Source organism: Arthrobacter sp. NPDC093139 (genome assembly GCF_044754165.1).
Classification (GTDB): Bacteria; Actinomycetota; Actinomycetes; order Actinomycetales; family Micrococcaceae; genus Arthrobacter.
The window spans coordinates 1-13,965 of the sequence record NZ_JBIVOO010000015.1; the positions used below are offsets into that span (position 1 = coordinate 1).

Annotated in this window: 15 protein-coding genes; 10 read left to right on the forward strand and 5 right to left on the reverse strand. The window is 60.9% G+C overall.

Going from position 1 to position 13,965, the window contains the following annotated elements:
- From ACIP90_RS18235 to ACIP90_RS18255, 5 genes are all read right to left on the reverse strand, one after another.
- Window positions 1-509, reverse strand: a 509-nt coding sequence (locus tag ACIP90_RS18235; RefSeq protein ID WP_400580985.1) for a fumarylacetoacetate hydrolase family protein, incomplete at its 3' end; no start/stop codon positions are given.
- A complete protein-coding gene (locus ACIP90_RS18240; RefSeq protein WP_400580986.1) occupies window positions 506-1,246 on the reverse strand; it encodes a fumarylacetoacetate hydrolase family protein in 741 nt (246 codons plus the stop codon). The genes ACIP90_RS18240 and ACIP90_RS18235, both read right to left, overlap by 4 nt.
- 178 nt (window positions 1,247-1,424) lie before the next feature.
- Complete coding sequence (hpaD, locus tag ACIP90_RS18245; RefSeq protein WP_400580987.1) at window positions 1,425-2,423, reverse strand: 3,4-dihydroxyphenylacetate 2,3-dioxygenase; 999 nt, start codon at window positions 2,421-2,423, stop codon at window positions 1,425-1,427.
- Between the two features lie 99 nt (window positions 2,424-2,522).
- On the reverse strand, window positions 2,523-3,395 hold the full coding sequence (locus tag ACIP90_RS18250) for a TIM barrel protein (RefSeq protein WP_400580988.1): 873 nt from the start codon (window positions 3,393-3,395) through the stop codon (window positions 2,523-2,525).
- 89 nt (window positions 3,396-3,484) lie between these two features.
- Window positions 3,485-4,252 (reverse strand): SDR family NAD(P)-dependent oxidoreductase, encoded by a 768-nt coding sequence (locus ACIP90_RS18255; RefSeq protein ID WP_400481474.1) that lies wholly within the window; start codon window positions 4,250-4,252, stop codon window positions 3,485-3,487.
- A gap of 359 nt (window positions 4,253-4,611) precedes the next feature.
- On the opposite strand from ACIP90_RS18255, the gene ACIP90_RS18260 reads away from it, so the two are divergent.
- The 10 genes from ACIP90_RS18260 (at window position 4,612) to ACIP90_RS18305 (ending at window position 13,964) form a co-directional block, all read left to right on the forward strand.
- Window positions 4,612-5,535 carry a LysR family transcriptional regulator gene (locus tag ACIP90_RS18260; protein WP_400580989.1) on the forward strand — a complete coding sequence of 308 codons (924 nt, stop codon included), beginning with the start codon at window positions 4,612-4,614 and terminating at the stop codon, window positions 5,533-5,535.
- A gap of 184 nt (window positions 5,536-5,719) precedes the next feature.
- Window positions 5,720-6,730, forward strand: a complete 1,011-nt coding sequence (locus tag ACIP90_RS18265) for a substrate-binding domain-containing protein (RefSeq protein WP_400580990.1) — start codon at window positions 5,720-5,722, stop codon at window positions 6,728-6,730.
- 24 nt (window positions 6,731-6,754) lie between these two features.
- A complete protein-coding gene (locus ACIP90_RS18270) occupies window positions 6,755-8,317 on the forward strand; it encodes a sugar ABC transporter ATP-binding protein (RefSeq protein WP_400580991.1) in 1,563 nt (520 codons plus the stop codon).
- Window positions 8,314-9,327 (forward strand): ABC transporter permease, encoded by a 1,014-nt coding sequence (locus tag ACIP90_RS18275; protein ID WP_400481470.1) that lies wholly within the window; start codon window positions 8,314-8,316, stop codon window positions 9,325-9,327. Before ACIP90_RS18270 ends, ACIP90_RS18275 begins: the two co-directional genes overlap by 4 nt.
- A gap of 2 nt (window positions 9,328-9,329) precedes the next feature.
- Window positions 9,330-10,328 (forward strand): ABC transporter permease, encoded by a 999-nt coding sequence (locus ACIP90_RS18280; protein ID WP_400580993.1) that lies wholly within the window; start codon window positions 9,330-9,332, stop codon window positions 10,326-10,328.
- A gap of 145 nt (window positions 10,329-10,473) precedes the next feature.
- The gene (gene nthB, locus ACIP90_RS18285; RefSeq protein WP_400481468.1) at window positions 10,474-11,178 is read left to right on the forward strand and encodes a nitrile hydratase subunit beta; all 705 of its coding nucleotides are present in this window, start codon (window positions 10,474-10,476) and stop codon (window positions 11,176-11,178) included.
- 23 nt (window positions 11,179-11,201) lie between these two features.
- A complete protein-coding gene (nthA, locus tag ACIP90_RS18290; protein WP_400580994.1) occupies window positions 11,202-11,834 on the forward strand; it encodes a nitrile hydratase subunit alpha in 633 nt (210 codons plus the stop codon).
- On the forward strand, window positions 11,831-12,193 hold the full coding sequence (locus tag ACIP90_RS18295; protein ID WP_400580995.1) for a nitrile hydratase accessory protein: 363 nt from the start codon (window positions 11,831-11,833) through the stop codon (window positions 12,191-12,193). Before nthA ends, ACIP90_RS18295 begins: the two co-directional genes overlap by 4 nt.
- A gap of 103 nt (window positions 12,194-12,296) precedes the next feature.
- Window positions 12,297-12,491 (forward strand): hypothetical protein, encoded by a 195-nt coding sequence (locus ACIP90_RS18300; RefSeq protein WP_400580997.1) that lies wholly within the window; start codon window positions 12,297-12,299, stop codon window positions 12,489-12,491.
- Window positions 12,492-12,509: 18 nt separating this feature from the next.
- Window positions 12,510-13,964 carry an amidase gene (locus ACIP90_RS18305; protein WP_400580998.1) on the forward strand — a complete coding sequence of 485 codons (1,455 nt, stop codon included), beginning with the start codon at window positions 12,510-12,512 and terminating at the stop codon, window positions 13,962-13,964.
- Window position 13,965: the final 1 nt, after the last annotated feature.

Here is a 13,965-nt window from a genome sequence, read left to right on the forward strand (position 1 = left end):
GGGAAGAGCAGGTCTGCCGTGGTGTCGTCCTGGACGAGTTCGCCGTTGTGCCAGGTGCGGATGCGCAGGCTGGCGGGGTCGACGGCGTCTGCCGGAATCAGTGCCGGGCCTATCGGTGTGAAGCCGTCGCCGCCCTTGGATCGGAGGTTGGAGCCCTTGTCCGCGTAGCGGAGGTCGTACACGCCGAGGTCGTTGCTGGCCGTGACCGCGGCGACGTGGCCCCAGGCGTCCTCGACCTGGACGCGGCGGGCCGCCTTGCCCATGACCAGGGCGATCTCGCCCTCAAAGCCGAGCAGTTCGCAGCCTGCCGGGCGTTCGACGGGAGTGCCGGTCAGGGACAGCGACGACGACGGCTTCAGGAAGTACGAGGGCTGCGCCGGCGTCCGGCCGCGCTGGGCTGCCCGGCTGGGGTAGTTGATGTGCACCGCGATCACCTTGCGTGCTGCAGCCAGGGTGTCGTCGTTGACCTGCTCCAAAACCTTCTCCTCATCACGTACGAAATCGTTCATTGTCTTCTCGACTGGACAGCTGACCCATATGCTGCGGCGAGTGTTTCCTGGTTGATGCGTGGCTGCGCCCCGGTCTCTGCAAGGTCTCCGGGGAGAGCGACGATTTTGTTGCCCAAGCGATTCGAGGAAGCGCCGCTGCTGTGGCTGACCTCAACTTCCACGAAATCGCCGGGTTCCACCACGGTGGAGCCGCGGGGGGTACCAGTCAGAATGATGTCTCCACGGTTCAGTGTCATCACGCGGGACAGATCGGCTACGAGGTAGGGGAAGCTGAACACAAGGTCCTCTGACATTGCGGCGTCCTGTACGAGCTTTCCATTGATCCAGCCCCGTAGGTGAAAGCCCGCCGGGTCCAGATCGTCTGCTTTCATGAGCCGCGCACCTATCGGCGTGAATGTGTCGAAGCTTTTTGAGTGAACATTCGAACCCGGGTCGGCGTAGCGGAGGTCGTATACGCCAAAGTCGTTGGCAGCGGTGACCCAGCCGACATAGTTCCACGCATCGCCGATAGCTGCATTGCGGCAATCGTCCCCAATGATCAAGGCGACTTCGGCTTCCATGGCAAGCAACTGGCAGCCGGGCGTCCTCAGCACATCCTGCCCCGTATGGTTTAGCGTCGAGGGCGCTTTGAGGAAATAGGACGGCGTCTCCGGAGCCTTTCCTCGTTCCGCGTTCCTGCTGTGATAGTTCAGATGGACGGCGATGATTTTCGAGGGCCGCAGGTCGGTGGCCTCCATGGGCTGCTCCTTTGAAAGTGGAAGGTCGTGCCGCGAGGAAGTGGTGGCGCACACGGGTGGACAGAAACAGGACAGCTCTTTGCGGGCTGGACGTATTGGTCAAGCCCGTTTCCAGACCTAAACGTTCTCGGCCGTTGTTTCACTCGTGCAGATATGCGGACTTTCGACCCCTAGATCATTAGTGGACGCTGAGGTAACTTTCGAGGGTGATAGGCGAAGCCTCCAGGCGTGGCTTCTGAACTGGCTGACCGGGGAACTCGGAGGCTTCAAACCACCAGCGTTCGGAGGCGGGCAGGCCCCACTGCTGCGCCCTGCGTGGATCTGAGGTGTCCCAGCGGATGGGGTCAGTTTCAAGATCAATGAACTGGTAGTGAGTGTTGAACAGTTCCACCCGATGGCCATCGGGGTCCCGGAGATACAGGAAGAGTGCGTTGCTCAGTCCATGCCTGCCGGGCCCGCGGTCGATCTCATCCCCGAATCCGAGGCTTCCGGCCACATCGGCTGCGTGGATCAGGCAAGACGCGTCGGGGACGGTGTAAGCGAAGTGGTGCAGACGGGGGCCGGTGCCGTTGGTAAACACGATGTCGTGGGTGTTTCCCTTAACCTCGAGCCAGCTGCCCCAGAGCTCTTCTGTCCCGTCGGCGGCCGTGTATTCGGCAAGGCGGAATCCCAAGTCGGAGTAGAAGTCCGTTGCGGTTTGGACGTCGTGGGTCACCAGCTGGTAGTGATCAATCCGCTGGGGTTGGCCGCTCCTGAAAGTGTGAAACTCCTGCATGCGGCGGTCGACGACGTCCATGGATGAGCACAATTCCATGAGGTTGCCGACCGGGTCCGTGAAGTGCAGGGTGCGGCCCTGGAACGGGACGTCCGGCTCGGTGGTGACAATGCCCCGTGAATTCAGGTATTTGGCGGCCTTGTCGATGTCGGATGCGTCCTGAACGCGAAGGCCGATGCGCTCGGCCTGGGCGTCGCCGGTCGTACGCTTAATGACCAGGCTGTGATGGGCTGCCTCTTCCAGTCCTCGGAAGTACAGGGTGTTCTCGTCCCGTTCTGTGAGGACCAGACCGATGACGTCGGTGTAAAAGTGGGCGCTGGCATCCAGATCCCGTGCGGTAAGCACGACGTGGCTGGCGCGGGTAATAGTGAATGCTGGATTACGATTCCAAACGGGAAGCATTTCTACTCCTTACAATTCGTTGGGCATGCTGCTGCTGAGCCGCGTTTTTTCGGCGAACCGTTTCGACGGCCGCCTGTTGATGAGATTTGCGAGAGCGTCTTAGAATCCGAGACCAGCCAGGTACTCCCGGCTGATGCGGGCGCTCTCGAATGGGGTGGGCTGCTGCGTCACGTCTGTTTCCACTGTCAGCCAGCCGCTGTAGCCCACGTCGTCGAGAATCTGGAATATGCCCGGGAAATCGATGTCTCCGTCCCCGACCTCTGTCCAGATTGCGGCCTTTTCGAACTCGGCGTAGGCCCAGCCCTCTGCCCGCCCGCGTTCGCGGACTTCCAAGTCAATGTCCTTCAAATGCACGGATGTGATGCGGCGGGCGTGGCGGCGGAAGAAGTTGTTCACGTCGATGCCGGCCCATGCCAGATGCCCGGTGTCAGGACCAACGAAAAGGAGTTCAGGGTCCACTGCCTCAAGAAGCCGTTCGACTTCATCCTCCGTTTCCACAAATGTTCCTACATGTGTGTGGAAGCAGGGCCGGACACCTTCCTCCAGAAAGACCTCACACACCTCAGCGACGGTCTGCGTCATTTGGCGGAACTGTTCGTCGGTGAGCATGTCCAGCTGTCCCGCATTGGCGGCCGCCTGCCGGCGGGTCCTTCCCGCGCGGGTCACTGTCTCGAAACCACCGACCGCGATGAAAATGTCGGTCAGATCGAGTTCGCGGGAGACCTTTGCGTTGATCCGTGCTGCGTGCAGCTGGTCATCCCGCTGACCGCGATCCCAGTATTCGCCATTAATATAGCCGGGGGCCGGAGCCAGGCCGTGGCTTGTCCATAAGCGGTGAATTTCAGCCGCATCCCGGCTTTCCACCCCGCTGATGGGTGCGCCGTAGTAGCCAGCGGATGCAATATCCGCTAACCCGTCTCCGAGTCCACGCTTGCGCCACGTGATACCGCTGCAACCGATACTTACATTCATCTTTGAACTTCTCCTGAGCCTAATTTGCAGTTGCCCCGGACTTGCCGGCACGGCTGATGCTTATGGGGCAGAGCTTTGAGCGGCGATCGTTAAACGCCGGGGACGGATGCTCCATCGAAGCGGCCATCAATGATGAGCCCGCCGTCTACAGGAAGCAGAACGCCGGTGATGAAGCTTGCTGCGGGGGAGATGAGGAATTCGATAACACCAGCAATGTCATCGGGCTGGGCGAGACGGCGCAGAGGCGTACGTGAAAGGACCAGATCCTCGTTGATCGTCCCGCTGCGGAAACCCGACCGGACCATTTCCGTGTCGACATAGCCTGGGGCTACGGCGTTGACCCGGATGCCCTGCGGGCCCCACTCCGCTGCCAGCGTGCGAGTCAATCCCACCATGCCGGTTTTGACCGTTCCGTATGCCACACGGCCCGGCAGGCCGAAGGTAGATGCCACTGAGGCAAAAGTGACAATGCTGCCCTTTGACTGCGCCAGATACCCGTGACAGGCCTGCGCGAGCAGGAGCGTACCGGTCAGGTGGATGTCGAGGTGCTTTTGCCAGACACCCAGATCAAAGCTCTCCGCAGGACCACGAGCGATGTTACCCGCGGCGGGGATGACTGCATCAATTCTGCCGAAGTGGGCACCCACCTGGTCGATTGCCTCCTGAACGGCAGAGGGATCCGAGACATCACAGCCAAGGCCGAGGTTGTCCGGACCGAGCTGATCGGCCTGAGCCTGAGCACCCTCGGCATTCAGATCCAGCAGCGCAACTTGCCAACCATTTTTGGTCAGCCTCTCTGCTGTTGCCGCCCCGATGCCCCGGGCTCCGCCGGAGATCACGGCCACGGGGGCGGTCATGCCGTCGCTCCAGTCTTGACGGACGTCGCGGACGGCACGACGGAGCTGCCTGAGAGCCCAGCAGGGGCGTTATCGGTGACTGACATGGTAATGGCGACCACTTCTTTCTAGTGAGGGGCAGACTGCTCTGAAGACTCTTCAGCTGCAGTTAGCCTCCGCATCCAACAGTTCGTGCAATCACTCTGGCACCGATCCGGCCGCGAAAAAAATACTATTTTGCTTCCGCTCCTATAGCTATTGCATATACCTCGCCCGGGGTCCGGAATGTCTGCGCTGTGAATAGCCGACCGCCGCGGCAGGAGAAGTTAGCGACGAACTGTCCCCGTCCACTGCCCGGAATTCGACTACGCTCTGAAGTCATGGACCTTCGCCAACTGCGTTACTTTCAGGCCGTCGTCGAAGCGGGTTCCTTTGTAGCGGCCGCAGCCGAGTTGCACATGTCGCAACCGCCCCTAAGCCTGACCATAAGCAAGCTTGAATCAGAGCTGGGCGTTCAGCTCCTGATCAGGACAGCCCGGGGGGTGAGCCCGACCAGCGCCGGCATGTATCTGCTGAATGCCGGCTCACGCATACTTGGCGATGTGGATGAGGTCGTCAATCACCTGACCAATTACGGTGCCGGGCGGGAGGGGGCCATCACGGTTGCCAGCGTCCCGGCCCTCATGTGGTACCGGATTCCGCAGCTCCTCAAGGAGCACAGCGTGGAGAACCCCGACGTCGACGTCCGGCTCATCGATCCGCCGCCCTGGACAGCTATCGAGATGATCCACAACCGCAAGGCTGATGTCGCCTTCATTATGGTTGCCGATGCAGAACAGTTCGCTGAGCGGCAGGACCGCTTCCACATTATCCGTTGGGAAGATGTCCCCCTGGTTGCTGCTTTTCCGCCGGACCGCACAGACCTTCCAGACCCCGTGGGCATTGGCGTTTTCGAGGCGATGACAATGATCCTGCCGCAGCGGACACCGGCTGTTCCCAGCCTGCCCGACATCGTCGATGAGGCCCTGAGACGCTTCGGTGTAATTACTGGCCGCACACGAATCGCTGACACCATCCAGACAAGCATCCCGCTGATTACATCCGGGCAGGCCAGTTCCATCCTTCCCGACGCGCAGCGGCGGAGCCTTCGAAAGTTTGATCTCGTTGTTCGCGAGATCCGCGAACCCATTCCGCCGCTGCAAGCGGTAGCTGTCGTTTCGGCGCGGGCAGAGGCGAGCCCCGCATTGAGCCGGCTGCTGAAGCGGATTCGCTCGTCCGCCCCCGCGCACCGTCCTTCGACATAACAGCCCCCAGGGCGAAGCGCCTGTCTCCCGGCCAGTGACCGCTGCTGATACAGACCTATACATTCCGTATATGCAACGTAGAGCGAAATAGTACTTTCCCTTGGGGCAGAGACTTGAGATGGTTACCTCAGTCACAACAAACCCGATCGCTTAGGCGACGAAACCCCAACCCCAAGGAAGCAACATGAAGCCTCAACTCGGTGTCGCAGCAGCAGCTGCTGCATGTCTTTTCGCTGTGGCTGGCTGTGCCAGCGGTGCAAACACGACCGGTTCCGGCACCTCGGGAGCCAATGGCGGCTCCAGCACCACCTTCGTCAAGAAGGACCCGCTGATCCTGGGCTACTCCGTATACGACCAGACTGACCCCTACTTCATCGCCTACGCCAAGGGTGTCAAGGCGCGGGCAGCTGAGCGCGGTGCGGAGGTCGTCATCTCTGACTCCAAGGACTCGGCGCAGATTCAGGTGACGGGTAGCTCGCAGCTGATTTCACGCAATATTTCTGCTTTGCTGATTACCCCAGTGCAGCCGGACTCGCTGCCGGCGACAATTTCAGCCGCCCACGCAGCGAAGATTCCTGTTCTCGTCGGTGACATTGGAGCCAAGGGCGATTACGACTACTTCGTTCAGTCCAACAATGAAGAAGGCGGCGGCCAGGCAGCCGAGTACCTCTGCAAAAAGTTCGATGACGGCCAGCCGCATGAAATCGCGTTCATTCGGGATGACCCGGGACACGCAGCAGGTGAGGCCCGCGGCAAGGGATTCAAGGACGGTCTCGCCAAGTGCCCGAACCTGAAGCTTGTCAGTGAAATTCCAGGCCAGACCGTCGAGGCGGCCTTCAAAGCCGGCCAGGACATCTTTGCAGCCAACCCAAACGTCGAAGCCATCTTTGGTTTCAACAGCAACGCTGTCCAGGGCGCGGTCCGAGCATCGGAAACCTCCAAGAAGAAGCCCACCATCGTCGGCTTCAACGGTGACCCAATCGAGCTTGAACTAATCGAGCAGGGCAAGCAGGAAGCCACCGTGGCCCAGGACCCGTTCGGTCAGGGTCAGGCTCTGGTTGACGCTGCGCTGGACCTTCTCGACGGCAAGGAGCCGAAGTTCACTGACGCGGCTTCCAAGACCCTGGAGCAGCCGACCACTCTCGTCACCAAGGAGAACCTGGCTGATTTCAAGGCCAAGCTCAACCGCCAGTAGACCCTCCAACGTTAAGGCATTGCAATGAACCTCGGACCCGTAGTGTTCGAAGCGGTGAACGTCAGCCGCACCTATCCAGGCGTGCGAGCCCTCAAAGGCGTGGACCTCACGCTTCGTGCCGGTGAAGTCACCGCTCTGATGGGCGAGAATGGCGCCGGTAAGAGCACGTTGATTCGCCTCATCGGCGGGCTTGAACCGCCTTCAACCGGTGAGCTGCGCATGAAGGGCAGCCCGGTCGAATTCAACTCCGCCGCAGATTCTCAGGCTGCCGGTGTCACCGTCGTGGCTCAGGAGTTTCGCCTGGTGCCCCAGCTCACCGTGGCCGAGAACATCTTCTTGGGCAGCGAGCTGACCCGGAATGGACTGATCCGGGTAGGGGAGAGCAAACGGCACGCCAAGCGTCTGCTCGACCAGCTCGGTCTGGACCTGGACCCTTCCAGGACCGTTGAGACTCTCTCCGTCGGCAACCAGCAGATGGTCGAGATTGCCCGGTCGCTGTCCAAGGACGCCGAAGTCATCATCATGGATGAACCATCTGCCGCACTGAACCGGGGAGAAGTCCGGCGCCTGCTAGACCTCATCAAACTGCTGAAGAGCCAAGGAAAGGCCATCCTTTACGTCTCCCACCGCCTGGACGAAATCTTCGAAATTTCCGACAACATCGTTGTTTTCCGGGACGGAGAGCGCGTGGGAGACCTGAAAACCGCAGATACCACGGAGGCGGAGTTGGTCGAACTCATGCTGGGACGCGAGCTTCAAAAGTTCGAGCAGAGTACGCACAGTACAGATGCAGCAGAGCAGCCCGTCCGGCTCAGCGTGGAGGGTGTTACCTGCCCCAAGGTTGTGGCACCTGTCAGCTTCAGCGTCCGCCGCGGCGAGATCCTCGGTCTCGCGGGTCTGGTCGGCTCGGGACGGTCCGAAATCATGCAGGCCATGTTCGGAGTGATTCCGGCTAAGGGCGAAATCAAAGTCGACGACAAGGCCGTAAGGCTTACCGCACCGACTGGCGCCCTGCAGGCAGGCATCTTCATGCTGGGCGAGAACCGGAAGGCCGAAGGAATCCTGCCGCACCTGACCGTGCTGGAGAATCTCCTGATCTCCGCTAAAGAAAACGGCAAGAACCCCATATCCCGTGCCATTCCCAGCACCCGTCGGGAGCTGGACATCTACAACCGGCTCAAGGACGAACTCCGCATCAAGGTCGACAGGCCCCGCCAGTACATCGGCAATCTGAGCGGCGGCAATCAGCAGAAGGTGCTGTTCGGTCGGGCGATCCTCTCCGGCTGCAACGTACTGCTGCTCAACGAACCCACACGGGGCGTCGACGTAGGTGCGAAGGTCGAGATCTATCAACTGATCCAGCGCCTGGCCGAATCGGGTGTATCCGTCGTCGTGAGCTCCTCCGACACACCGGAACTCGTCACTCTGGTCCGCCGGTGCATGGTCTTCCGGAACGGGCACGTCGTTGCCACACTTACCGGCGACGACGTCACCGAAGATCGGATCCTCGCCGAATCCGTCGGTACTGCCGGCCCCAGTCCCTCCGCCACAGCCGACGGCAACCTCGTCGTAAAGGACGCATCATGACTACCGCACAAATTGACACCAGCTTTGACGCGGCAGCAGCCCGGTCGCGCTTGCGGCGACAGACACTGGCCACGGCTCTTAGCCGCTATGGCGTGCTCATCCCATTCTTCATCGTAGCGATCATCTGCGTGGCGGCCGTCCCCAACTTTTTCGCTGGAAACAACCTGGCGAACATGCTCGTCAACGCGTCAATTGCCGCGATCATCGGCTATGGGATGACCGTCATCATCGCCCTTCGTGGCCTTGACCTCTCCGTCGGATCCATTCAAGGTCTCTCGGCCTGTCTGCTGACACTCTTCCTGGCAAGCGGAGGACTCTTCGCAGGCATAGGCGCCGGCCTGCTCACCGGGCTGCTCGTCGGTCTCATCAACGGAATCCTGGTGGCATACCTGAAGGTTCCGTCGTTCCTGGCCACCCTCGGAACCCTCGGTGCCATCCGCGGCGTCGCCCTCCTGGTAACTGACGGCCAGACGCTCAGCGGCGACGACGCATTCTTGAGCACGTTGGCAAACGGCAGATTCTTCGGAGTTCCGATTCCGTTCATTCTTGCAATTGTCTTGCTTGCTGGACTGTACGTGCTCATGCAGTACACCCCGTTCGGACGACACGTCTGCGCTGTAGGCGGCAGCCCTGAGGCGGCAGCAGAAAGCGGAATCAACGTCCGCAGAGTTACCCTGATTGCCTTCATTATCGCCGGTCTTACGGCGGGTCTGGGCGGTGTTCTCCTGGCAGGCCAACTCGGCAATGTCACCGGTAACCTCGGTGTCGGGTTGGAACTGCAGATCATTGCCATTGCGGTCCTTGGCGGGACCAGCCTGGCCGGCGGCAGTGCCAACCTGCCCGGAACGTTCATCGCAGGTCTGCTCCTGGCAATGATTGCCTCGGCGCTAAACCAGCTCAACGTCCCGTCGTTCTACCAAAATCTGGCCATCGGCGTACTGCTCATCTTCGCCCTCTCGCTTGACAGCATCCGGCGCCACATCCACCGACGCATCCTTTTGGAGGGGTGACCATGAACGCTGCAGTAAACACCCAAACCGTTCCAACCCATACCGGAGGGCGAATCCCGGCGCTGGGCGACTTCCTCCGCCGCTACTACCTGCAGGTCGCTGTGGTCGCGATGTTCGTGATCCTCTCAGTTGTCGTTCCTAACTTTGCATCCCAGGCGAACCTCAGCAACATCGCGCAGCAGGCTTCCTTTGCCGGAATTGTTGCCTGCGGCATGACGCTCCTGATCGCCGGCGGATTGTTCGACCTCTCCGTCGCTGGTATCACGGCAGTGAGTGCCATCGTCACGGCACTCGTCCTCCCGAGCAGCACCATCGGGATGGCAGCGCTTGCCGGAATCATCGCCGGCGGGGTACTTGGTGTGCTCAACGGCATCGTTGTCACCAAGATCCGCATTCCACCGTTCATCGCGACCTTCGGCATGTTCAACATCTACACCGCCATCGCGTTCATTCTGACGGGCGGCTCGATCCTGGCAATCACATCAATCAACTTCCAGTCGTTCGCGACGGCTGCTGTTGGGCCCGTGCCGGCAATCTTCATCGTCTTCGTCGTCGTGTGCGTGGCATCCTATGCACTGCTCTACCGCACGAAATTTGGCCGACAATTGCGAGCAGTGGGCAGCAATGAGCAGGCTGCCGGCATGGCGGGTATCAGGGTCGACCGGGTGAAAATCACCGCCTTTGCCATTACCGGTATTTTCACCGGTATCTCTGCCGTGGCCTTGGCTGCCCTTCTGTCATCCGCCGCCGGCAACATGGCCTTCGGCGTGGAACTGACCGCCATCACCATAGCCGTCGTGGGCGGAACAGCCCTGCGGGGCGGAGAAGGGCGGCTGCTGGGCACCTTCACGGGCGCCATTTTCATCACCGCAGTTAATAGCGCGCTGAATCTCTTGGGCGTCAGCTCCTACTGGCAGAGCGTCAGTGTTGGCCTGATCCTGGTGCTGACCCTCATCATCGGCGCTCTGGCGGACCGCCGCGGCGCTATCCGAGGCGCCTGAGCGCGCATGAATCAAGCATCAGCGCCGACGGCTATATCCCGTCCGACAAACCGGCCGCGAACCCCTCCCCGAGGGGTGTAGGCAGCACAGGTCGTTGGCGTTACGATGCCCGAAGATTCAACAAGAATCGAAGAAAGGACACCCGTTGATCGGCATACACGATATGGGCGGGATGCACGGGTTCGGCAAGATCGACACCGTGGATAACGAGGTCTTCCATGAGCCGTGGGAAGGTCTGACATTCGCCCTTGAGAAGCTTTGCGCCCACTATGGCGTCTGGCTCACTGCTGACGAGGTACGCCATGCAATTGAAAAGATTGGCCATGGCACGTATTTGACCGCAAGCTACTACGAGCACTGGCTGCATGCCTGGGAGCCGCTTCTCATTGAGAAGGGCTTCCTCACGGAGGAGGAACTGCGGTCGCGGCAGCAAGCCGTCCGGGATGGGCTGGATCTCAGTGTGCAGGGGCCGCCGACGACACAAGCCGAAATCGACGAGCTCTCGAAGGCGCTGGCGAAAACCATCTGGGAAGGCGTCCCCGCCGACCGGGAAATCGACGCACGCCCGGCGTTCTCCGTAGGAGACCGTGTGGTTGCTGTGCCCCGGCCGGTCCCTACGCACACCCGCTCACCCCGATATATCTGGGGCCATACCGGAACAGTAGTAATCAGTCACAGAGCCTACATCCTTCCCGATGCAGTGTCACAGCACCTGGGTGAAAACCCGGAGTACCTGTACTCGGTGAAATTTGAGGGAAGCGACCTTTGGGCCGACCAGGCTGAGCCCGGCACGCACTTCATCGTGGATCTGTGGGAGAGCTACCTGGCCCCTGCAGTGACGACAAACTAAAACCAGGCAAGAGAGGACGAACAATGTCTCATGATCATGGCGCTGGCGGCCACCATCCCGGGGAACTCTCAGACGGTGAGGTCAGGGCGCGTGCCCTGGAATCACTGTTTCGCGAGAAGGGGTACATCAAGGGCAACGTCGTTGACGAAATCATCGACACCTATACACACGACATCGGACCGCTGAATGGCGCCCGCGCTGTTGCAAAGGCCTGGGTCGATCCGGACTACCGCGAGCGGCTTCTTGCCGACGCTACGTCTGCACTGAAAGAGCTGGGGATTGGCGGGCTGCAGGGCGAGCATATGGTCGCCGTTCCCAACACCGACGACGTACACAACGTGGTGGTCTGCACCCTTTGCTCGTGCTATCCGTGGCCAGTCCTTGGTTTGCCGCCCCGCTGGTACAAGGACGCCCCATATCGCGCGCGTGTGGTCCGCGAACCCCGCAAGGTACTCGCCGAGTTCGGTACAACCCTGCCCGATGAAACCAACATTCAGGTATGGGACTCCAGCGCGGAAGTCCGTTACCTCGTGGTGCCACAGCGACCAGCCGGCACGGAAGGCCTGAATGAGGAGGACCTCGTCCCCCTCATCACCCGGGACTCCATGATCGGTGTGACACTACCGGCGGTTCCCTCCGAGGCGGTGGCAAAATGAGCCCCAACTGCCCCTCACCCGCTGAGGTCTCCGAGTCCACCTCCCGAGTCCGTCTTGACGATTTGAACGGCGATGCCGCGGTACCCCGCAGCAACGGAGAGATCATTTTTGACGCGCCCTGGCATGCCCGTGCCTTCGGGATGGCAGTAAGCCTTTGCCAGGACGGCCACTTCGAGTGGTCCGAATTTCAAAAGGCCATCTCACATGAAATCGCCCGCACAGGCCAACAAGGCGTCGACGAGTACTACGAATGCTGGCTGGCAGCGCTTTCGGAGGTGATGTCAACACGCGTGGACGCGACTGACTTGGCCGAACGCGAAGGCGAGTTCCGCAGCCACGAGCGCGACGAAGTGTTCTAGTCCGTTTCGAAAAACTCCGCCGGCAGCAGCGCCGAGCCGGTTTCCCCACCGCTTACGGATGTCTGCTGCCGGCTCGTACACACCACCGGACGGAAGGGCACAAGTGACTATATCCCCCCACACACATCGAACGGTCGTCGAAGCGTTGCTGCAGCAGCACCGGCTCGAGGTACCAGCGGAGGAACTGGACCTGCTGGTCCAGGCTTACCCCGCACGCCGCGCCGCCGTACAGGCTCTCTATGAACTTGACGGTGTCCGATACGAAGAACCGGCCGTTATTTTCGAACCCCGAGTCTGACCAGGAGCCATTTCCTCAATGAGCACTTCCCCCCTCCCCGGCAGCGGCGGAGAGCAGCGTCCAGCGACGCTGGCTGAATTGGCCGCCGCGATACGTTCCGGCACGACAACCAGCGTGGCCGCCGTCGAACAATCAATCGCTGCAGCGGACAAGTACGACGAGGCGGTCGGCATGTTTCTGGCTCGCTTTAACGAACAGGCGCTGGAAGCGGCCGCAGCAGCAGACGAAGCCTTGTCCGCCGGAAAGCCCGTTGGGACGCTGCACGGTGTGCCCTTGGGCATCAAAGACATTTTCGGGACCAGGGAGGGCCCAACCACGGCGCAATCCCTCGTTCATGACCCGCATGTACTGCATGGCGACGCAATTGCGGTGCAGCGGCTTCGCCAGGCCGGAGGCATCATCATGGGCAAGCTGACGACGATGGAATTCGCCACCGGTGAGCCGGACCCGACCAAGCCCTTCCCGATCCCACGATCATCTTGGTCACTGAAGCACTGGGCCGGGGGAAGCAGCTCCGGTTCGGGCAGCTCGGTCTCACTAGGTGCAGCGTACGGGGCACTGGGAAGTGACACCGGAGGGTCAATCCGCATCCCGGCCGCTTACTGTGGCATATCAGGACTTATGCCGACATACGGACGGGTACCAAAGTCGGGAACGGTGCCGCTAGGCTTCACTGTTGACCACATTGGTCCAATGGCACGTTCGGCGCAGGACTGCGCCCTCATGCTTGATGTTCTCGCGGGCCCGGATCCATCGGATCCCACGGCATCAGATGTTCCTGTCGGGCAGTACGCTGCCGGACTCACAGGAGACTTGGCAGGCGTCCGCATAGGTGTCGACCGCATGGAAAACATAACGGACGAGTACGATGCCGCACTCTCCCCGGCATTCGATGCCGCGCTGGAGGTGCTTGCCAAGCTAGGCGCCGACATCGTGGAAGTGAAGATTCCGCACTATGCGGAGATGACGACCGTGGACGAGATCCTGATGTACGGGGAGGCGCTTACTTATCACCTTCCCGACATGCAGCGACGGTGGAAGGACTACGGGCTGGCGACCCGCCTTGCAATTGGGACGGCACTCTTTTACAGCGCCGCCGACTATGTCCAGGCCCAGCGTGCGCGCCGTGTAGGGCAAAAGGCCATCAAGGAGACATTCAAGCATGTTGATTTGATCCTGATGCCGACCGCCGGCGGGGGAGCGGCGGCCCTGGAACGGATGGAAAAGGGCTACTTCCACGGTTTCGGTCCCATCTACACGGCCTACTGGGACACGCTGGGCAATCCCGTCCTCGGTATTCCTTTCGGATTCACCGACGAACAGCTTCCACTTGGCCTTCAGATTGCAGGCCGGCCGTTCGAAGAGGAGCTCATTCTCAGGGCGGGGGACGCTTTCCAGCGCATGACGGACTGGCACCTGAGGGTGCCGGACCCACTCGCCCGTACAGCTGCCGCTACGGCAACGGAACGTTGAC